This is a genomic window from Erythrobacter insulae, assembly GCF_007004095.1.
In the GTDB taxonomy this organism is placed as follows: domain Bacteria; phylum Pseudomonadota; class Alphaproteobacteria; order Sphingomonadales; family Sphingomonadaceae; genus Erythrobacter; species Erythrobacter insulae.
Window position 1 is genome coordinate 249,395 of record NZ_VHJK01000001.1, and the last position, 20,361, is coordinate 269,755.

The window sequence follows — 20,361 nt, forward strand, 5'->3', positions numbered from 1 at the left end:
GCGGCGCGGCCCTTTTCCCGATCGTTTAACCAGTCTGCTCTGCGTCAGCCGCCAAAGGTGAACCGGATACCCGCCGACAAAATTGATTGCGCCGATTCAACGCCCAGGGTTGCCGGCACAAGAGAGAGAGCAATGTCCGCGTCTTCGGTGCTGTCGCGCCAGGTGTATTGGCCGAACAATTCGACACCATCAGTGATTTCAGCGCTTGCCCCGACCATCAGCTGATAGGCAAAGACGCCATCGGTATCATCGCCAACGGCCACGCCAGAGGGGCTGTAATCAACATCGACCCACTGATAGCCTATGCCTGCGCCGATATATGGTTTGACCGCGCTGCCAGTGTCGAAATCGTAAAAGACATTGCCGAAGATGCCAAAGTTAGAGACCTGGCCTTGACCGTCGGCGATGACCGCACCGACAGTTGGATTTGCCGCATTGGCTGCGCCGCGGGTCAGGATCGCAACGTCGACTGAATCGATGTTTGTTCCGCCTACAATCAGGCCCGAATGGGTGGACACACCGTATTCGGAATACGCCGCCTCAGCCTCGACACGAAAGCCATTTTCAAAAGCGTAGCCGAGCTGACCTGCGATAGCGAAGCCGGTATCGAATTCAGTGTTCCAGCCGAGTTCTGTGCCCGCAGGAATTGCGCCAAAATCCTCGGTTGCAGGCACCGCCGTATCAAATTCGCCGCTGTTGGTGCTGTCTTCGGGAAGAGCGACACCGCCGCTGATGCTAACATAGGGACCTTCGGCCAGAGCCGCGGTCGGGAGGCTCGCAATTGCGATCACAGCTGCGGGGATAACGCTGCTTTTCAATGGGTTTATCATAGCATTTCCTCATTTCTCAAATCACGGAGCGCACAGGGGTAAAGCGCCCGCGAAATGGGGATAATCAGGAAATATACTCAGAGTTTCAGACTATTGAGACAAACGGTTTTTGCAAAACGCCAAGGCGCAGCACTCGTGCCGTATGAAAGACGAGCGGTGGCCGGTCAGCCGTCTTCGTTCGCGAGCAAGTGCAATTGACGTGCCGCATCGACAGGCTTCACCTCTTTGCCACCGGGCCCATCCGCCTCGTAGTGCCAGAATGTCCAGCCATTGCAGCTTGGTGCCTCTTGCAGGTCTTTGCCAAGGCCGTGGATCGAACCTGTCTGTCCATTGTAATCAAGCGAGCCATCGGCCCGGACAATCGCGACCCAGCGGCGTTTTTTGTCAAACACCTTTGTGCCGGGCGCAATCAATCCGGTTTCAACAAGCGTCCCAAAGGCGACCCGGGGCGCGGACTTTTTACTCTGCATTGTTTTCAGAGCGCTTTCGTCCAGCGGAAGTTCCTTCTCTATGCGTTTATACGCAACACCCCGGTAAAAATCCTCGCGCTCGCAGCCGATCCATTCACGGCCCAAACGTTTTGCAACCGCGCCGGTTGTGCCCGTGCCAAAGAACGGGTCGAGCACCACGTCACCTTTTTCAGTGGTGGCCAGCAGCACTCGGTAAAGAAGCGCTTCGGGCTTTTGGGTCGGATGCGCTTTCTTGCCATTTTCTTTCAGGCGTTCATTGCCCGAACAGATGGGCAGGACCCAATCACTGCGCATTTGCAGTTCGTCATTCAGCGTCTTCATCGCGCGGTAGTTAAAATGATAACGCGCCTTTTCGCCTTGGCTCGCCCAGATCATAGTCTCATGGGCGTTGGTAAACCGGGTGCCTTTGAAATTGGGCATCGGGTTGGTCTTGCGCCAGACCACATCGTTAAGGATCCAGAAGCCCAGATCCTGTAGGATCGCGCCAACGCGGAAAATGTTGTGATAGCTGCCGATGACCCACAAAGCGCCATCGGGTTTTAGAACACGGCGCGCTTCGGTCAGCCAAGCACGGGTGAAATCGTCATAGGCCCGAAAACTGTCAAACTGGTCCCAGTGATCGGTCACGGCATCAACTTCGCTGCCATCGGGCCGGTTGAGATCACCGCCCAGTTGCAGATTGTAAGGTGGATCGGCAAACACGCAGTCGATCGAATTGTCAGGCAGGGATTGCATTGCCTCAATACAGTCACCGTCAAGGATTTTGCCGATCGGCAAGAGCGCCCGCACGTCCGCTTCAGAAGGCTTTACGGCACGCTTTGCACGCACCTTTGTTGTTTCGATGACACCCACGACAGACTTCCCCGTAAATTGAATTCAAAGTTATCCACAGGGTGAGTCCTCACGGCACACCCGTCAAGCAAAGATTCTGAAGAGTCATGGTTAACAGGCCGTAAACATTACGACATGCAGCGCGGAACGAAAGGTGATCGGCACAAGATATTGAGTCCGCAGGGTATCGCCGGACTCGATATAGAGGGGTGTGGCGCGAAGGACTCGGCAGCCCGGATTTAATTGAAAACCAGCACAATGTTGGCTGCAAAGGCCGTCACCAGAACCGCGCCAAGGACGCGGCCAATCTTTTCCGCCTTCCACAAAAGCGCCAGAAGCATGAGCGCGCTGGCCGTGAGCAAGGCCATCTGGATACCCGCCAATTCAAACGGAATGGCTTGCGGAGCGATGCTCATCGTTGCGCCCCCGATCAGCAGAATGTTGTAGATATTGGACCCCACCACATTCCCGATTGCGAGCGCAGATTTGCCCCGCAATGCAGCGGCGATAGACGCTGCCAATTCAGGCAATGATGTGCCAACGGCCACGACGGTGAGGCCAATGACCGTTTCTGGCACCTGAAAAATGGTTGCCAGGCTGATCGCTCCGGTGACCAGCGCGTTACCGCCAGCGATCAAAATACCAAGCCCGACCACAAACAGTACGCCGGAAACCCAGCCTTTGCTAGGCGCTTCATCGCCGACATCATCTACGGGCGCAGCGCCGGGATGGCGGTAGCGCCAAACGATATAAACGAGAATGCCAAGGAGCAGCGCAAAGCCGATCCAGCGACCCGCCATTTGCGAGGCAATCAACGCCCACAAAACGACCGTAACGCTCAACGCAACAACGGCGTCGCGCCTTCCCGTCCCGATCAGCACAATCGGCGTTACCAGCGCAGAAATACCCAGAATTAGCAGGGTGTTGGCAATGTTCGACCCGACAATATTGCCCCACGCAATTTCGGGCGATCCAGCCAGTGCCGCCTGCAAACTGGCGACCATTTCGGGCATCGACGTCGCAAATCCGACAATCACGAGCCCTGTGAAAAGCGTCGATACGCCAAGCTTCTGGGCAATGCCCACGGCCCCGCGCACCAGCAATTCGCCGCCAACGGCAAGACCGACAAGGCCGGCAAGACTGACAAGAATCGCGTTCAACATGCCGCAGCGCTTAGGTTGTTTCCGCAGACCTTACAAAAGGTTTGCTTGCGCAACCGGCGCAAAACTTTGCCGATGCAGCGGCGTCGGCCCGAATTCTTTAAGCGCTCTCATGTGCTCTGCCGTGCCATAACCTTTGTTGCGATCCCAACCATAATGCGGATGGATTTCCGCGGCTTCGATCATCAATCGATCACGCCATTCCTTGGCAATAATGGAGGCCGCGCTGATCGCAGGCTCGATCCCGTCACCGCCGACAATCGCCCGTGCGGGCCAACGCCATTGGTGACACCGTCCCTGCGGCGTCATGTTCCCGTCGATCAAGATAAAGCATTCCCCGGCAGTCCTGGCCGACAGGTCCGCGACACACCGCGTCATTGCCTCCATTGTCGCCATGAAAATATTGATCCGGTCGATCTCTTCCGGGCCGACCACCGCAACGGCCCATTCGCAGCTTTCGCGGATTTCCTGGTCGAGCACAGCGCGCCGTTTGGCCGATAGTTTCTTGGAATCGTCTAACCCTTTGGGTACATCGCTTCCCAACATGACTGCGGCAGCGACAACAGGCCCCGCCAGCGGCCCGCGGCCTGCCTCGTCAACGCCGATGATTTTTTCACGGGCACCGTTTCCAATTTTGGGAGTTATCAAACTCATGACCAACTTTTCCAAACTTCCACTCGCACTCTCGCTCTCCACCTTCGCGCTCGCAAGCTGTGCGAATGCCGAAACCGGGGACAGTCCGGAAACCACCGAAACCGAAACATCTTTTGCCGTGGAGCCAAAGGGTGAGTTTGACCGTCCATGGGCGATCGAATTTATTCCGGGCACCGAAACTCTCGCGATTACCGAGAAAGCGGGCACGCTCAAGCTCATGAAGACCAAAAGCGGCGAAGTGACCATCGTCAGCGGCGTTCCCGAAGTCGATTACGGTGGACAAGGCGGACTGGGTGACGTCGCATTTCTCGCATCCGAGGCAGGCCGCGAGGGTGGCCGCACAATCTTTTTGAGCTGGGCCGAAGCAGGCGAAGGCGACACCCGCGGCGCCGCCGTTGGACGCGGAACGTTAAACTGCAACGAAGATACCGACGCTTGCGCTGTCGAAGGGCTCGAAGTGATCTGGCGTCAGGCGCCGAAAGTCACAGGCAAAGGCCATTATTCGCACCGGATCACTTTTTCGCCGGACGAGCAATACATGTTCATCGCCAGCGGCGACCGGCAAAAACTTGAGCCTGCGCAGGACACATCGAACACACTCGGGACTATTGTACGCCTCAATCTCGACGGGACGCCCGCCGCAGGCAACCCGATGGCGGACAAAGGCGGCGTAACTGCAGAAATCTGGTCATACGGTCATCGCAACATCCTTGGGATGGATTGGGATGCCGAAGGCCGGTTGTGGGATCTGGAGCATGGCCCGGCAGGCGGAGATGAATTGAACCTTGTCGAAGCAGGTGCCAATTACGGCTGGCCCACGCGGTCTTATGGCAATCATTACAATGGCGACCCGATCACCGATCACAGCGCCGATGACGGCTTTACCAAACCGGCCATTCACTGGACCCCGGTGATCGCGCCGGGCGATATGATCTTTTATTCCGGCGACATGTTCGAAGCGTGGCGGGGCGATGCTTTGATCGCTGGTCTCAGCAGCCAGGCCATCGTGCGGGTTTCGATCGACGGCGACAAAGCAACCGAGACCGGGCGCTATGCGTTTGACAATCGTTTGCGCTCAATCGATCAATCACCCGATGGGAGCATCTGGGTAGCCGAAGATGGATCAGAGGGTAGAATCCTTAAACTGACCCCCCAGTAAAACTTGTTGGGAAGATGCGGCCAAACCCTTTAAGCGCCGCAGCTTATGAGCGTTAACACTGCAACTTTGATTCCGCTTTCAGCGGCCGAACCTGAAATGATCGAGGAATTGCTTGATCGTGCATTCGGCCCTGATCGCCATGCGCGCACAGCATATCGTATCCGGGCCGGGATGGAATGGCTCGATGCGTTAAGCTTTGCCGCGCTGGATGAAGACGATTTGCTGGTGGGTACGATCCAGTGCTGGCCTATCGCGCTGATCGACAATGATGCGCGGGCTGTGCCGCTGATTATGGTTGGACCGGTTGCGGTGCTGCCCGAACGCCAAGGCGAAGGGTTTGGCATGGGATTGATGGCCGCCATGCTGGATGCAGAAGCCCGCATGACAGCAAACGGATCGCCCACGTTCCCGCAGGTTTTGATCGGCGATGCCGAATATTACAGCCGCTGGGGCTTTACGCCCAATGCCACTGGCGGATGGCGTTGCCCTGGACCCTATGAACAAAATCGCCTGCTGGCGCGCGGCGCAGCTTTATCCGCGATGCCAGCCGAGGGCGTGCTTGGACCCTGGAACCCCGAAGGCGGTATCGCGGGCAAGGGTTAAGTGACCGGCGGCGACTAAAGTGGAGCGCGCTCTTTTCGGGAACGCGCGGTTCTGGCATCGCGTTATCTGATTATGCCTTACGAACCACCCCCCTACCTTGCCGAACTCACACTGGCCCAGATCGCAGAACAGGTTGAACGGCGCCAATTGCCGCCGGTTAAAGACTGGTCGCCCAAGCAAATCGGCGACAGCGACATGCGTATCGCGGCCGATGGATCATGGTTTCATGAAGGTGATCCGATCCGCCGTCCGGCGATGGTGCGCGCATTTTCCGGCCTGTTAATCCGTGATGATGCCGCCCAGCATTGGTTGGTCACTCCATTCGAGAAACTCAGCATCGAAGTGGACGATGCGGCCTTTACTGCGGTTGATTGCGTGCTGCGCGACGGAGAGATCGCATTCCGGCTGAATACCGATGATCTGATCGTCGCCGGGGCGGAACATGCGATCCGAGCCGCCGGTGATCCCGAAACACCGGCGATATATGTTCATGTCCGCCATGGATGTGAGGCGCGACTCAATCGGTCCACTTACGAACAATTGGTACAAATCGCGATTGAGACGAGCGGCGATGATTTGACCAAAGGCCTAATGGTGACCAGCCAGGGCTCGATTTTCTCTTTGATACCCTGAGCGAATGTCAGCCCTCTTCAGCCAACTTTCTGCAGCGTTTGAGGATGGTCACAGCCGTGACATTCCCGATCTGCTGTCCGATGCGCATTTTGCCGATGGCCGGTCAACACCGGCCGCCGTTCTGATCGCGGTGACTGACCGTGACCAGCCGGGAATTATCCTGACCCAGCGACCGAACGCCATGCGTGACCATCCGGGTCAGGTCGCATTTCCCGGCGGCAAACTTGATCCGGGTGAAGACGCCATTACCGCTGCCGTCCGTGAAGCCGAAGAGGAGCTCTCTTTACCGCGCGAACATGTGCGTGTGATCGGGACAAGCGATCTGTATCAAACCGGCACCGGTTTTGCGGTCACACCGGTTCTGGCAGTTATTCCGCCGGATCTGCCGCTGGTGCCCAATCCCATGGAAGTTGAGGCATGGTTCGAGGCGCCGCTTGCGCTGTTGCTGGAACCGGGTAACTGGAACGTCAATGAAGTGTTCTGGAAAGGGGCGAACCGTCGATATCTCGAAATGGATTACGAAGGTTTCAGAATTTGGGGCGTAACCGCAGCAATCCTCGCGAATCTTGCGCGGCGCATTGATTGTGAGCGATTAAAATGACCGCTTCAGACTTTACTGGCAATTTGGCGGCGGCATCATGGCCCCGGCGGGCCGGTTTGCGGACACTCACCCAAGTGCTTGGACCGGACAATATCCGATGGGTCGGAGGCGCGGTCCGCGACACTTTGCTGGGCGCGGACGTTCATGATGTAGACTGTGCCACCACTCACCTTCCTGATGAAGTTATGGATCGCTGTGCACTTGCGGGTATTCGCACGGTCCCGACCGGAATCGACCACGGAACAATCACCGCCGTTTTGGAAGATGGCCCGGTTGAAATCACCACATTGCGCCATGATGTTTCCACCGATGGAAGGCGCGCAACGGTTTCATTCGCAAGCGACTGGCGCGAGGACGCATCGCGGCGCGATTTCACGATCAACGCGCTGTATGCTCATCCCGAAACACTCGAAATTTCAGACTATTTTGGCGGGCTCGATGATCTGATCGCTCGGCGTGTGCGCTTTATCGGCGATGCCCGCGAACGGATCGCAGAGGACCACTTGCGGATCTTGCGGTATTTCCGGTTTCAGGCCCGGTTTGGCGCAGAGCTGGATATCGAGGCTGAGGATGCTTGCGCCGAGCTGGCGGGAACGCTGAAAGGTTTAAGCCGTGAGCGGGTCGCCGATGAATTGCTCAAATTGCTGGCGCTGCCAGATCCCGGCGAAACTGTAGAACGAATGTTCAATCGGGCCATTTTGCGCGTAATCCTGCCGGAGACAGGGCTTCGCCAGGTTGAAATCATGCGCGAGCTGATTGCAAATGAAGCGACGCAAGGCTTTGCGCCGGACCCCTTGCGGCGCTTGGCAGCGCTCCTCCCGCCCTCGCCCGAAGTGGCAGCGGATGTCGCTGCGCGGCTGCGGATGTCACGGGCGCAGCGCGGGGTATTGGTCGGGGTCGCGGCGCGATTAACAAACGACGCCGAAAGCCCGAAAGCGCTGGCTTACAACGAAGGGTCGCAGATCGCCGTCCATCGGCTTTTGATCGCGGGCGTCGATGCCACCGTCATCCGTGACTGGAAAGCGCCCAACCTGCCTTTAAAAGGTGGCGAGATCGTTCAACGCGGGGTCGCGGCAGGTCCCGAAGTCGCGCGGATTCTCCAAACAGTCGAAAAACGCTGGGTTGCCGAGGGATTTCCTGATGATCAACGGGTCCAACAAATCCTGGCCGAAGAGCTGAGCGGTAACTGAAGGCGCGAAAATTGATGGCGTGATTAAGCCTTCCTTCAGGCGCGGTTTGTCATAGAAATCAAATCGGTCAGGCGGTCCCGTCGTGATCGTCCCTTGGAAAAGGGAACCCTTATGCGCCTCGGACATTGGTCCGGTGCGCGCATCCACCGCTTTTGGCGTTGAAATGCTGGTTCAACTTTGGACCCTACGCCTTGTTTGCGTGCGCTGCCCTCTCCCTTGCGGCGGCCACCTGAAGAGATCAAACCACGGAGTGTCTATCACATGAAGTTTGCAAAGCTGGCAATTGTAGCCACCGCCATTGCCACAACCCCGATCGCAGCCAATGCTCAGGACGCCGGAACTACAGTTTTCGGCAACGATGACGCGCCGATCGGCACCGTAGAAAGCAACGCTGACGGGATCGTGACCGTTGATACCGGAGCCCACAAAGCCCCGCTGCCCGCGAACCTGCTTGCCGAACGTGAAGGCAAATGGACGGTCAACGCCACCAAAGGCCAGATCGATGGTATGATGGCCGCACAAAAAGCCGAAGCCGAAGCAAAGCGTGATGCTGCCTTGATCGAAGGCGCTGCCGTAATGAGTGCTGACAGCATGCCGGCGGGCACAGTGTACACCGTCGACAGCGAAGACAACGTGATCCTTGAACGGGAAGGCGGCATCATCACCCTCACCAGAGAATCGTTTGCAGTCGACGCAAACGGCGCATTGATGGCTCTGTACTCGCTTGAGCAAATCGCGGCGAACACCGTCGAAGTGCCTGAAGGCGCACAGATCATGACCCCGGCTCAGGCCGCGGCCAAAAAAGCCGCCTCTGCGGACACCGCAGCAGCTGACAAAGATAGCAGCCCAGCCGGCGCCATTATGTAAGCGAACGCTGCATAGCTTTCTAAAAAGGCCGCGATCACCGATACGTGATCGCGGCCTTTTATCATTGTGTCTTATTCAAAGCGGTTGTTTTTGGGGAAACCTTGAGGGGGCAATCGGCCTGCGGCGCTGCGGGCGACTTTCCACTGCCAAATCTCGTTTTCGGTCCGAGTGCGTTCTCCCGAACCGCCCATTTGCCAGCTCAGGCCATCTTCCAGCTTGAACGTGATTGCATCTGATAGCCCGCCGTCACGATACCGTTGCAGCATCACGCCCTGACCGCGCGCCATGACCGGCATTTCTTCGAGATTGAAAACGATCAGCTTGCGGTTGTCGCCAACACACGCGACATGATCATCCTCAGCGCCGATTTCGCGGATGACGCGCAATTCGGCGTTGCCTTTCAGGTTCACCACCTGACGGCCCTTGCGGGTCTCGGCCAGCAATTCGTTTGTCTCGGCGACAAACCCTTTCCCAATCGTCGATGCTAGCAGCAGGCGTCCGCCGGGCTTGTGAACCAACATACTGACAATGCCGGTATCGGATTCCAGATCGATCATCGTCCGCACCGGTTCGCCAAACCCGCGTGCTCCGGGGAGTTTATCGCAGCCCAGCGTATAAAAGCGCCCATTGCCCGCAGCGATCAACAATTTGTCAGTCGTCTGTGCGTGCAGGATAAAGGCGAGCGCATCACCTTCTTTGTACTTGAATTCCTGCTCCAGATCGACGTGGCCTTTTGCGGCTCTGATCCAGCCTTTCTGGCTGAGAATGATTGTGACCGGTTCTTTCTCGATCATCGCATCCATGCTGAATTCAACCGCAGGCTCGGCCTCTTGGATCCGCGTACGCCGCGCGCCCAGTTTTGTATCTTCAGCGTAATCCTTGCGCAGCGTGCGCAGGTCTTTTTTCAACCGCGTGCGTTGCCGCGCGGGGCTTTCAAGCAGTTTGTTAAGATCGTCCTGCTCGGCCAGCAGAGTGTCTTTTTCTGTGCGCAGCTCCATCTCTTCCAGTTTGCGCAAAGACCGCAGCCGCATGTTGAGGATCGCCTCGGCCTGACGATCGGTGAGGCTGAATTCCTTCATCATCACCGCTTTGGGTTCATCCTCATACCGGATGATCTCAATCACCCGATCAAGGTTGAGGAACGCCGTGATGTAGCCTTCGACCAGTTCGAGCCGCCGCGCGATCTGATCCAGCCGGTGCTGCGTCCGGCGCTGAAGAATTTCGATCTGCGCAGCTGTCCAGTTGCCCAGCAGTTCCTTAAGCCCCATGACCATCGGCGTGCGGGTCGCGTCCAGCACATTGAGGTTCAGGCCAAACCGCGTTTCCATATCGGTCAGCTTGAAAATGCTTTCCTTAAGCAGTTCGGGATCAACATTGCGGCTCTTGGGAACCAGCACGATGCGGATCGTTTCGTCGCTTTCATCGCGCACATCTTCGAGGATCGGCAGTTTCTTGTCCGCAATCGCCTGCGCGATTTGTTCAATCAATTTACCCTTCGCGACCTGATAGGGGATTTCGGAAATGACAAGCTGCCATTGTCCTCCGCTCAGCCGCTCGATCCCTGCAGCCTTATCATCATCCTTATCCGCTTCCGGCGCTTCGAACACACCGCGCACCCGGAAGGAACCGCGACCGGTTTCATAAGCGTGAGAGATCACCTCTTTGCTATCGATGATCTGTCCGCCGGTGGGCAAATCCGGTCCCTGGAACAGCTCCATCAACCGCGCGTGATCGACATGCGGATTGTCGATCAACTCAAGCGTGGCATCTATGATCTCTGCGACATTGTGCGACGGAATATTGGTCGCCATGCCGACCGCAATCCCGCTGGCGCCATTGGCCAGCAAGTTGGGGAAGAGGCCCGGCATCAGCTCGGGCTCTTCTTCCTCGCCATTATAGGTCGGGATGAAATCAACCGTACCTGCGTCCAGCCCATCCATCAGCTGCATCGCGGTTTTGGTCAGGCGCGCTTCGGTGTAACGATAGGCGGCGGCATTATCGCCGTCGATATTGCCAAAGTTCCCCTGCCCCTCAACCAGCGGGTATCGCAGCGAGAAATCCTGAGCAAGCCGGACCATCGCATCGTATGCGGCGGTGTCACCATGCGGGTGATATTTACCGATCACCTCACCAACGACGCGAGCGGATTTCTTGAACGTGTTGGACGGGTCCAGTTTCAGCTGACGCATGGTCCACAGCAGCCGCCGGTGAACCGGTTTCAACCCGTCACGCAGATCGGGCAGGGAACGCGCAGTGATCGTGGATAGCGCATAAACAAGATACCGCTCTGACAGTGCAGCATCGAAAGGCGCATCGACTATCGCATCAAACGGGTCGGAATCATCGGGAATCGTAGTCTTGGGCATTGTCCACGCTTAGCAACGCTTGCTCGCACGGGGGAGAGGCGTTTCCACAGGAATAGCTTGGGCAGGATCGGGCATTGACGGGCCAGTAGGACACAGATGACACATTCCCCAACATGTCATGCGGTGCCTACAGGGTTAGTGATCTGTTTTTATTAAAGAAACGCATTGTAGGGCACGGATGACAAGTGTCCTAATTGAACGCCATAGCGGTGCGAGGGCATTTGGCGCGAAAAAGAGCATCGACGATTTGAAAGAGCCGCTGCTGCATTAGCGGTTCGAGCGGGTGTAGGAAATGCGAGTGGATGTCGGATTGAGGCTCCGCCTGTGCTGCGGCCAACACTGGGTTCGGCTAAAAGTCGCAGCTTGAGAAGTCGCCCTTCTTTGCTCCCATTCCTTTTTCTTTTTTGGAATCAAATTGCCGTATCCGCCAGCAGAATAAACCCGCAATAAGAATGATATAGTCGGATTGTGCCAAGATATCGCGGTCTGGCATGTATTCGGCCAGCTATCCGAGCGTCATTGACGGTTGCAGGAAGTGTAGTCTAGCCTTTCTTTTTAGATCGTTATTCTCGAAGAACTTCGAACGCCAATCACGAAGAAACTGTCACTGTACTAAGCCATTTGGGAGGCCAATTTTGCCTGATATTATCGCACAGCTCATGCCTCATCCATTTTTGGCAAAAGTCATTTCCGGACCAGAAGAAACCTATCTGAGTGCTTATGGTCGTTCAGCTTCCCATCCGGCCCATAAAGAATTCTGGCCAAAAACTAACATGCTCTTTGCACCGGCAGACTTCCCGATAGTCGCCAAGGATTCGCGTATCGAATTTGTTGGAAAAGAGCATGCAGCCGAACTCAGCAAAAAAGAGCGTCGGGCGATCCAGCTTGTCAGCTCGGCATTTTTTCTGCCGGCCGACGAAGAAATCAACGACGAGTATATCAGTCTTATCAGCGAGGCTTCTAAACCCTTTAAGAAGGGAACATTGGTCTATGTAAGAGAAACGAACAGATCACGCATCAACTTCGTTTTGCCTCAACTCAGAGTAAGCTCCAAGACCGGACAGCTTGCACTGACAAATGACGAAGCGCCGAAGGCTTTTATGGGCGAAGAAGCCGCAGCGATGACATATCTGCCAAATCTTCCTGCGGGCTCAAATCAAGCGCAAGCCATCGCAGTGGATGCCTTTGCCTCGTCGGTCAAACCGATGAAGACCGCGATTTCAATTCTCAAAAATTTCAAGTTTGTCTTCCCCTCCCCCTATGGCGATGGGATCAACGCGGCCCTCTCGATCTTTGAATTGATCTTTGGTGGCAGCAGCCAGTCGATCGGCGATGCTGTCAAAGAGCTTAAAGACTTCATGGAGCAAAGGGACGTCAACAACTGGGTGCGGCATGTTCACGACTTCGTCAGCTGGTGGTCTCTTAAAGCTCACGCGCTTCAGCAGAATAATGTTGATGAAACGGCCTATATTATCAATGACTTGCTGCCTCAGCTGCAAAAGGCAGTGGATGACCAAACCACAGATAGTCTGATTGTATCCATCAATGGCCTCAGTGAAGACGAGCATGTCATTAAACCCGGCGTGATTGATCAACTGTGCCTTTCTGTTGCTGTCTATTGTCTCGCCCTCAAAATGAGAGTGCAATTAGAAGCCGTAGTTGCGCGGCACCTGAAAGATCAGGGAGACGCCGAATACAAGAAATGGGCTGAACTCGTACCTCCACACTACGATAACCTCAGAACTGCTATGCTCGGCGCGTCTGATGTTGGTTTGGCTGGCTGGGCCGATCGCATTGATCGCGCAGTTGATGCGCTTATCAAAGTCAGGATGGATCGTATTGAACCAACAGGACGAACAATTGCCTGGGGCTCGATGGGAACAAGTGGGCCGCACTTAGTCGAAGGATATGGTTTCCACGACGCAGACATGCAGGGCGGAACGCACAGTATGCCCCATTTGGTGTACTTCATCAAAGATACCGGTGATTGGTGCTGCGATCCACACGTCGGCTTTTATGATGAGGTGGAAGCCTATCGCAAATCCTACGTCGCAGGCATCCTTGGGAGCCAACAGGCTTACTATTCACAATATACGGCCTTCGCCAATGATCTACGCCAAGGGATCATTTCTTGGCCAACTTCACTGCCTCCTTTGGAAAATGCGAGCTAGCATACGGATCCGTATTTGACTGGTCAGCTACCCTGATAGCCGAGCAGCAGCCAGCAAACCTGAGTGCGCCTCACCCTTCACGCAGCTTCGCGATCTCTCCGCGTAGCGCGCGCAGTTCGTTGATGATCATCTCGCGTTCGTCATGCGCTTCTTCATCGGTGGCTTCGGCCATCGCGTTGACGATCACACCGATAAATAGGTTCAGCACGATAAAACTGGTTACAAGGATGAACGGTACAAAGAACATCCATGCCCACGGGAACACCTCCATCACAGGGCGCACGATGCCCATGGACCAGCTTTCCAGCGTCATGATCTGGAACAGCGAATAAAGCGATGATCCAAGCGATCCGAACCATTGCGGAAATGCCTCTCCGAACAATTTCGTCGCCATCACTGCGCTGATATAAAACAACAGCAGCAGCATGACGATCACGGTTGCGATGCTGGGGATGGCGCTGAACAGGCCGACTATGACCTTGCGCATGCTGGGTACGACAGAGACCAGCCTGAGGGCGCGCAAAATGCGCAGCGCCCGCAAGACCGAAAATTGCTCGCCCGCCGGGATCAAGGCTGCGCTCACAATTGCAAGATCGAACACATTCCAGCCGCTGCGGAAAAATGCGAGCCGGTACGCGAACAGTTTCAGCACCAATTCGACCACGAAAATGGCAATCGCAATTTTATCAAGCTGACGGATCAAAGCGCCCGCATTCTCCATTACAGCAGGCGAAGTTTCCAATCCCAGTCCAATCGCGTTGATAACGATCACTGTAATGATGAAGCGTTCAAACCACCGCGTTTCCACCAGTGATTTCGCGCGTGCCTGCAATGTCATTTAAAGAACTCCGGAGGATCGCGGGGCTGGCATGGTGCGTCCTTGCAGCTCGCCTTACCATTGCAACACCTCATCCGCCATTGCGGAACGCTGCTTCATCTTATTCATTAGTTTATCATAGCAAATACAACACGATACAGTGGAGACAATGAACCATGAAACGCATCTTGAACATCGCAACAGACGGTTTTGAACAATCGGAACTGATGGAACCAAAATCAATCCTCGAACAAGCGGGCGCTGAGATTACGGTCGCAAGCCTGCAAGATGGCGAAATCAAAGGCTGGGATGATGGCGATTGGGGCGAAACGGTCTCTGTCGATCTGACGGTAGAGGAAGTGTCCGAAGGCGATTACGCCGGACTGTTGCTGCCGGGCGGCCAGATCAACCCCGATATCTTGCGCATGAACGAGACAGTCATTGATCTGATCAAACAGTTCGAAGCTGCGAACAAACCGATTGCGGCCATTTGCCACGCGCCATGGCTGCTTGCCGAAGCCGATCTGATCGAAGGCAAAACGGTCACGGGCTGGCCATCAATCCGAACCGATCTGGAAAACGCCGGAGCCGATATTGTTGACCAGACGGTCGCGGTTGACGGAAACCTGATCACCAGCCGCAATCCCGATGATATTCCGGCCTTTACCAGCGCCTTTATGACAGCATTGGAAATGGTCGCAGACAATGAGCGCATTTCCGAAAACGCGTAACACCGGCTTTGGGTCATCGGCTCTGATACGCCGCCCTAACCCATGCTTTTTAAAACCCCGGTTTGCGCCCGCAGGCCGGGGTTTCATTTTGGGTACAGAAAATATTGCTTTCCCTTGCGTTTAAGCGCCGCTTTTGCTTGTTCGATCGCTCTCGGACAAACTTCTATCAAAGGTAATGTTATGCGCCGCGCGATACTGGGTACTTTTTGGGTTGTCGTTGCTGCTGCCACGTTCTTGTCCGGACCAGCGCAAGCCCAGTCTTTTCTTGCGGCGGAATTCGACCCTTCCATTCCCACGCTAAGCGAAACGGTTGGCCACGAACCCGGCACCCGCATCACGTCACCGGACGAAACGTTGCGCTATCTGCGCGCCTTGGCCGACGCTGCGCCCGACCGGATGAAAATGGTGGAATACGCCAAAAGCTGGGAGGGGCGCTCGCTCAATTACGTGATCCTCACAGCGCCGGAAAACATGGCGCGAATTGGCGCGATCCAGGCCGATCTGGCCAACATCGCTGCCGGACGTTCCAGCAATGGCGACGCGCTGCCTGTCACGTGGCTGACCTATGGCGTGCACGGGAACGAGATTTCTTCAACCGATGCATCGCTGATGATGGCGTATCACCTGCTTGCCGCGCAGGGTGACGCGCGCGCCGAGCAGATCCTGCGCGAGACAATCGTAGTGCTTGATCCGATGCAGAACCCGGACGGGAGAGCACGGTTCGTGAACCATTTCCGAGGCGCGTTGGGGATTGAGGCATCGGGCGACCGTCAGGCCGCCGAACATGACGAGACATGGCCGAGCGGCCGGGTGAACCATTATATGTTTGACCTTAACCGCGATTGGTTCACCCTCAGCCAGCCGGAAACCCGCGGCAAAGTGGCCGCAATCCAGCAATGGAGCCCGGTTGTTGTGGTCGATGTCCATGAAATGGGCGGTGACGAGACCTATTTCTTCAGCCCCGCCGCACGGCCGCTGAACCCGAACATCACAGCTCAGCAGCGCCAATCCTATGAACTGATCGGGCGCAACAATGCCTCGTGGTTTGATCGCATGGGAGAGCCATATTTCACCCGCGAGGTCTATGACCTGTTCTACCCGGGATATGGCGACACCTGGAACACGCATCAGGGCGCGATTGGCAGCACCTATGAGCAAGGATCGTCGCGCGGACTGGTGTTTGATCGCCGTGACGGGACCACCCTCACCTATGCCGATACCGTGCGCAATCACTTCATCGCCAGCTTCTCCACATCAGAAGCCGTGGCGATGAATGCCGACCGGTTCCTGTCGAACTACGCGCAATATCGCGCCGCCAATGCCAATGGTGCGGCAGGACGCGGTACCTACATCATCGACCTTGGCAAACGGCGCTGGAATGCCGAGGCGCTTGGCCGCAGGCTGGCGGCGCAAGGTATCAATGTCGTCCGCCGCGATGGCCCGGCCAATGCCTGTGGACGCAGCTATCCATCGGGTTATATCGCCGTATCGCAGGCGCAACCTGCCGGGCGCCTTGTGCGCAGCCTGCTTGATAAAGACACGCCATTGGCGAGCGATTTTCTGGCCGAACAGGAAAGCCGCCGCGCGCGCGATCTTGGCCATGAATTGTATGATGTAACCGCGTGGTCGATTGGATACATGTCGGGCGTAGACGTTAATCTGTGCAGCGGCGCTGTTGCAGGCAATGCCTTGTCGCAAGATGCACCGATCGCGGCAAAGGCCGAAGGGTCGGGCGACTTTGCCATTGCGGTTCCATGGACCGACAGCGGTCAGGCGCGGCTCGTCACCCTCGCCCTGCGCGAAGGGATCGAGGCCCGCGTCACAGACACAGCCTTTACCAAAGACGGGCGTGAATATCCGCGCGGCACCGTGATTTTCCCGGCTGCCATGAACGGTGCCGAAGGTATGGAACGGCTGGGCCAGCTTGCCAGCGAAATTGGCGCGCACACCGTCGCGCTGGAATCCAGCTGGGTCGAAAGCGGTCCCAATCTTGGCAGTGAAAAATTCGTCCGGTTGACTCTGCCCAGAGTGGCAATTGCCTGGGACGAAGGGATTTCTCAATTGAGCGCAGGCGCGACGCGTTATGTGCTTGAACAGCGGCTTGGCCTGCCGGTTGTGCCGATCCGTACCGGACGTTTTGGCCGGGCCGATCTGTCGGGTTATGATGTTTTGATTGTGCCTGATGGCAATCCGGCCAGCGCCCTTGGCAGCGGCGGCCTTGCGACGATCCGCGATTTTGTGAGCGGCGGCGGCGTGCTGGTCACGTTTGAGGGGTCTTTGTCGATTTTTGCAGCAGGTGACCGCCCATTGCTTGCGACAAAGCGTGAGGCGGCGCTGGGGGTTGATCCATCGGCGGACGGCGGCGATGGCGGCAAGGACACAGCCAGCCTAGTCGAGGCGAGCGAGTTCACCAGCGAAAGCGAATACCGCGAAGCCATTCAAAACCAGCGCGCATTGCCCGATAGATTGCCGGGCGCGTTGCTCAATACAGTCGCGGACACAGATCATTTCCTGTCGGCGGGTTACGATGCAGGGGCGGTTGTAATGGCCAGAGGATCGCAGATTTTCACGCCACTGGACCGGTCGGTCGGGACGAATGTCATGCGCTTTGCGGCATCCGATGATCTTATCGCGAGCGGGTATGTCTGGGATGAAAACCGCCGGCAAATGGCGTTCAAACCGTTTTTGATGGCGCAGCGCAGCGGCGGCGGCATAACAATCGGTTTTGCCAATGACCCGACCGAGCGCGCCTATCTCGACGGGCTTGATCTGTTGCTGGCCAACGCGGTTCTGATCGCACCAGCGCGGGTGCGCTAAACTACATTTTGCGGGCGTCGTTGCTTTGCGCAGGGACGCTGACGGTCAAACCATCCATCGCGCGTGTCAGATCAATTTGGCATGACAAACGGCTGGTGCGGCGCGCGCCGGCTGCAAAATCGAGCATGTCCTCTTCTTCCTCGGAAGCCTCGTCCAGCAGATCAAACCACTGCGCCGCGACGATGACATGGCAGGTTGAACAGGCCATCTGGCCTTCGCATGTGCCCTCTAATGGCAGGCCCGCTGCCTGACCCACTCTTAACAGGTTATCGCCTTCCTCGGCGGATGCAGCCACCGTGTTCCCGTCGGGATCGATAAAGGTGATGGCGATACTCATAGGCCCTGATCCTTTGCCGCTGCGTTGATTGCGTCGGCTCCCTGTTCAAGCTGCTCCATGGTCGTGTACCGTCCGAAACCGACACGGATCGAACTCTTGGCCTGCGCATCTGAAAGCCCGATAGCCTTGAGCACATGGCTGGTTTTGCCCGTGCCGCTGGCACACGCGCTTCCAGCGGAAAACATGACGTCGCGGCATTCGCTCATAAGCCGGTTCACATCGAGCCCGTCCCGGCGAATGTTGAGATTACCGCGCCAGCGCGCATCTTCGCTGCCGTTCATTTCCCACTCGCTGAAGAGATCGCGGGCCCTGTTCCACAGCGCATCGATATGATCGGCGTCGGCGGCGCGCTGCTGCTTTGCCAGATGCGCTGCTGCGCCCATTCCGGCGACCAACGCTGGTGACAGCGTGCCAGAGCGCGCGCCTTCCTGAAGCCCGCCGGTAATCTGCGGATCAAGATCAACTCCGTCGCGCACCCACAACGCACCGATGCCTTTGGGACCGTGGAATTTATGCGCGCTGATCGCGATCATATCGGCGTGAGTAATCTCGATCTTACCGTATGCTTGCACCGCATCCACAAGGAACAACGCGTTGTTCTCCTTTGCCTTGCGATGCCAATCAATCGTTGGTTGGATGGTGCCGATTTCGTTGTTCACCTGCATCACCGCAATCAGGCGGCAATCATCGGGCACATCCTGGGCCGTGTTGCATTGCCCGTCTTTCGAAACATTCAGGATATGCGCCTGACCCAGCGCTTTCGCCGTATCGTAAACCGCCGCATGTTCGATGGCCGAAACCGAAACCGAACCGCCGCTGCCCGATCCGCGAATGGCAAGGTTTAACGCCTCGCAGGCATTGCCGGTAAAGATCACTCGCCCGCCCGGTGGTAACAAAGCCGCGACCCGGTCACGCGCCAGCTCAATCGCGGCCTTTGCCTGACGACCCATCTTGTGCTGGGAATGGGGATTGCCAAACGCGCTGCCATCCGGCCCATCAAGCCAGCGCAGCATCGCATCGCGTGCTTCGGGCGCGAGCGGCGTGGTCGATTGGTAATCCAGGTAAATCATTTGAGCGAGCCCCATGCCTCTGTGAATTTTTGCAAATCATGCGCGGCGGTGTTCCAGCCGATGCTCACACGGATTGTTCGCGCGGCGACATCATCCGAGACGCCGAAAGCGTCAAGCACCCGGCTTTTCTTCAACGTACCCGAAGAACAGGCGCTGCCAGCAGAAACCGCAATGCCCATCGCATCAAGTCGGATCAAAAGCGCCTGCGCGCTCATGGTGGGATGGGTCAGCGCGAAAATATAATCCGCCTGCTCTCCGATAGACAGCGCATCGTCCGACAGGCTTTCGGCAAAGCGTGCGCGGTCATCGGGTGATGTTGCCCAATCACCCGCTTCGAGCGCCGCCGCCATTCCCATTGCGCCCGGAAGGTTTTCTGTTCCCTGACGGTATCCGCGCTCGTGCCCGCCAATCGGTTCCAGCAAAGCAAAATCGCGGACCAGCAAAGCACCAATCCCGATCGGTCCACCAAATTTATGCGCGGAAATGACCAGCATATCGGCATCGGGAAGCGAGATTTTGCCCGCAGATTGCGAGCAATCGGACACAATCACTGTTCCCGCTGGACGAACACTATCGGCAATCTGTCCAACCGGATTGATCACGCCGGTTTCTGAATTGACGTGTTGAAGCGCCAGAATTGTGGACGCGTCAAAAACGCTATTATCGGACGAAATTTCGGCGTCAGGCACTGCGCGAAATACGGCATCGTGCTCAACCGCGCTGACAATGCGGCGCGATTGCTTTGAACGTTGAAGACCAATCGCCAGAGCTTCGCTTGCGCCGCTTGTGAAAATCAGCTCACCACTCCAACCAAGCGAGGCCTTGATGCGATCTCTGGCATCCTCAAGCGCCGATTTGGCTTTGCGTCCTTCGCCGTGCGGGGAGGAAGGGTTCGCCCACAAATCGAAGCTCGCCTCGATCGCGGCGCGCGCTTCAGGTCGCAGCGGCGAGGTCGCTGCGTGATCAAGATAGATTCGTTCAGAAATGAGAACCACTCACAAAAAATTGCGCATTTTTCATGCGTCCCTATATAGAGCGCGCTTTGCCGCGCGCC

General features: G+C 56.7%; 18 protein-coding genes. 9 read left to right on the forward strand and 9 right to left on the reverse strand.

Annotation, left to right across the window (positions count from 1 at the left end):
* Positions 1 to 44 precede the first annotated feature (44 nt).
* From FGU71_RS01235 to FGU71_RS01250, 4 genes are all read right to left on the reverse strand, one after another.
* Complete coding sequence (locus FGU71_RS01235; RefSeq protein WP_142786884.1) at positions 45 to 830, reverse strand: outer membrane protein; 786 nt, start codon at positions 828 to 830, stop codon at positions 45 to 47.
* 164 nt (positions 831 to 994) lie between these two features.
* Positions 995 to 2,152, reverse strand: a complete 1,158-nt coding sequence (locus tag FGU71_RS01240; protein WP_407644388.1) for a site-specific DNA-methyltransferase — start codon at positions 2,150 to 2,152, stop codon at positions 995 to 997.
* A gap of 218 nt (positions 2,153 to 2,370) precedes the next feature.
* A complete protein-coding gene (locus FGU71_RS01245; RefSeq protein ID WP_142786885.1) occupies positions 2,371 to 3,294 on the reverse strand; it encodes a calcium/sodium antiporter in 924 nt (307 codons plus the stop codon).
* A gap of 30 nt (positions 3,295 to 3,324) precedes the next feature.
* On the reverse strand, positions 3,325 to 3,945 hold the full coding sequence (locus FGU71_RS01250; RefSeq protein ID WP_142786886.1) for a ribonuclease HII: 621 nt from the start codon (positions 3,943 to 3,945) through the stop codon (positions 3,325 to 3,327).
* Between FGU71_RS01250 and FGU71_RS01255 the strand changes: the two genes are divergently transcribed.
* From FGU71_RS01255 to FGU71_RS01280, 6 genes are all read left to right on the forward strand, one after another.
* The gene (locus FGU71_RS01255) at positions 3,944 to 5,104 is read left to right on the forward strand and encodes a PQQ-dependent sugar dehydrogenase (RefSeq protein ID WP_142786887.1); all 1,161 of its coding nucleotides are present in this window, start codon (positions 3,944 to 3,946) and stop codon (positions 5,102 to 5,104) included. The two genes, FGU71_RS01250 and FGU71_RS01255, sit on opposite strands and share 2 nt — an antisense overlap.
* A 45-nt stretch (positions 5,105 to 5,149) precedes the next feature.
* Entirely contained in the window at positions 5,150 to 5,707 is a 558-nt protein-coding gene (locus FGU71_RS01260; RefSeq protein ID WP_142786888.1) for a GNAT family N-acetyltransferase, read from the forward strand.
* Between the two features lie 72 nt (positions 5,708 to 5,779).
* Complete coding sequence (locus tag FGU71_RS01265) at positions 5,780 to 6,340, forward strand: DUF1285 domain-containing protein (protein WP_142786889.1); 561 nt, start codon at positions 5,780 to 5,782, stop codon at positions 6,338 to 6,340.
* 4 nt (positions 6,341 to 6,344) lie between these two features.
* Positions 6,345 to 6,941 carry a CoA pyrophosphatase gene (locus FGU71_RS01270; RefSeq protein WP_142786890.1) on the forward strand — a complete coding sequence of 199 codons (597 nt, stop codon included), beginning with the start codon at positions 6,345 to 6,347 and terminating at the stop codon, positions 6,939 to 6,941.
* Positions 6,938 to 8,131, forward strand: a complete 1,194-nt coding sequence (locus FGU71_RS01275; RefSeq protein WP_142786891.1) for a CCA tRNA nucleotidyltransferase — start codon at positions 6,938 to 6,940, stop codon at positions 8,129 to 8,131. Before FGU71_RS01270 ends, FGU71_RS01275 begins: the two co-directional genes overlap by 4 nt.
* 261 nt (positions 8,132 to 8,392) lie before the next feature.
* Complete coding sequence (locus tag FGU71_RS01280; protein WP_142786892.1) at positions 8,393 to 8,998, forward strand: hypothetical protein; 606 nt, start codon at positions 8,393 to 8,395, stop codon at positions 8,996 to 8,998.
* Between the two features lie 71 nt (positions 8,999 to 9,069).
* Here FGU71_RS01280 and parC read toward each other — a convergent pair whose 3' ends face one another.
* Entirely contained in the window at positions 9,070 to 11,364 is a 2,295-nt protein-coding gene (gene parC / locus FGU71_RS01285; RefSeq protein ID WP_142786893.1) for a DNA topoisomerase IV subunit A, read from the reverse strand.
* Positions 11,365 to 11,999: 635 nt separating this feature from the next.
* Between parC and FGU71_RS01290 the strand changes: the two genes are divergently transcribed.
* Positions 12,000 to 13,535 carry a hypothetical protein gene (locus FGU71_RS01290; protein ID WP_142786894.1) on the forward strand — a complete coding sequence of 512 codons (1,536 nt, stop codon included), beginning with the start codon at positions 12,000 to 12,002 and terminating at the stop codon, positions 13,533 to 13,535.
* A gap of 70 nt (positions 13,536 to 13,605) precedes the next feature.
* Here FGU71_RS01290 and FGU71_RS01295 read toward each other — a convergent pair whose 3' ends face one another.
* Positions 13,606 to 14,373, reverse strand: coding sequence for an ion transporter (locus FGU71_RS01295; RefSeq protein WP_142786895.1), 768 nt, complete (start codon positions 14,371 to 14,373; stop codon positions 13,606 to 13,608).
* Between the two features lie 155 nt (positions 14,374 to 14,528).
* Here FGU71_RS01295 and FGU71_RS01300 point away from each other — a divergent pair, with 155 nt between their 5' ends.
* Together FGU71_RS01300 and FGU71_RS01305 are read left to right on the forward strand one after the other, a co-directional pair.
* Positions 14,529 to 15,083 (forward strand): DJ-1/PfpI/YhbO family deglycase/protease, encoded by a 555-nt coding sequence (locus FGU71_RS01300; protein WP_142786896.1) that lies wholly within the window; start codon positions 14,529 to 14,531, stop codon positions 15,081 to 15,083.
* A gap of 180 nt (positions 15,084 to 15,263) precedes the next feature.
* Complete coding sequence (locus FGU71_RS01305; RefSeq protein WP_142786897.1) at positions 15,264 to 17,900, forward strand: M14 family metallopeptidase; 2,637 nt, start codon at positions 15,264 to 15,266, stop codon at positions 17,898 to 17,900.
* Position 17,901: 1 nt separating this feature from the next.
* On the opposite strand, the gene FGU71_RS01310 is transcribed toward FGU71_RS01305, so the two are convergent.
* The 3 genes from FGU71_RS01310 to FGU71_RS01320 are packed head-to-tail and all read right to left on the reverse strand — an operon-like array spanning position 17,902 to position 20,302.
* Complete coding sequence (locus FGU71_RS01310; protein ID WP_142786898.1) at positions 17,902 to 18,237, reverse strand: 2Fe-2S iron-sulfur cluster-binding protein; 336 nt, start codon at positions 18,235 to 18,237, stop codon at positions 17,902 to 17,904.
* Entirely contained in the window at positions 18,234 to 19,307 is a 1,074-nt protein-coding gene (locus FGU71_RS01315) for a cysteine desulfurase family protein (RefSeq protein ID WP_142786899.1), read from the reverse strand. Before FGU71_RS01315 ends, FGU71_RS01310 begins: the two co-directional genes overlap by 4 nt.
* Complete coding sequence (locus FGU71_RS01320) at positions 19,304 to 20,302, reverse strand: cysteine desulfurase family protein (protein ID WP_142786900.1); 999 nt, start codon at positions 20,300 to 20,302, stop codon at positions 19,304 to 19,306. The genes FGU71_RS01315 and FGU71_RS01320 overlap by 4 nt, the downstream gene beginning before the upstream one ends.
* Positions 20,303 to 20,361 lie beyond the last annotated feature (59 nt).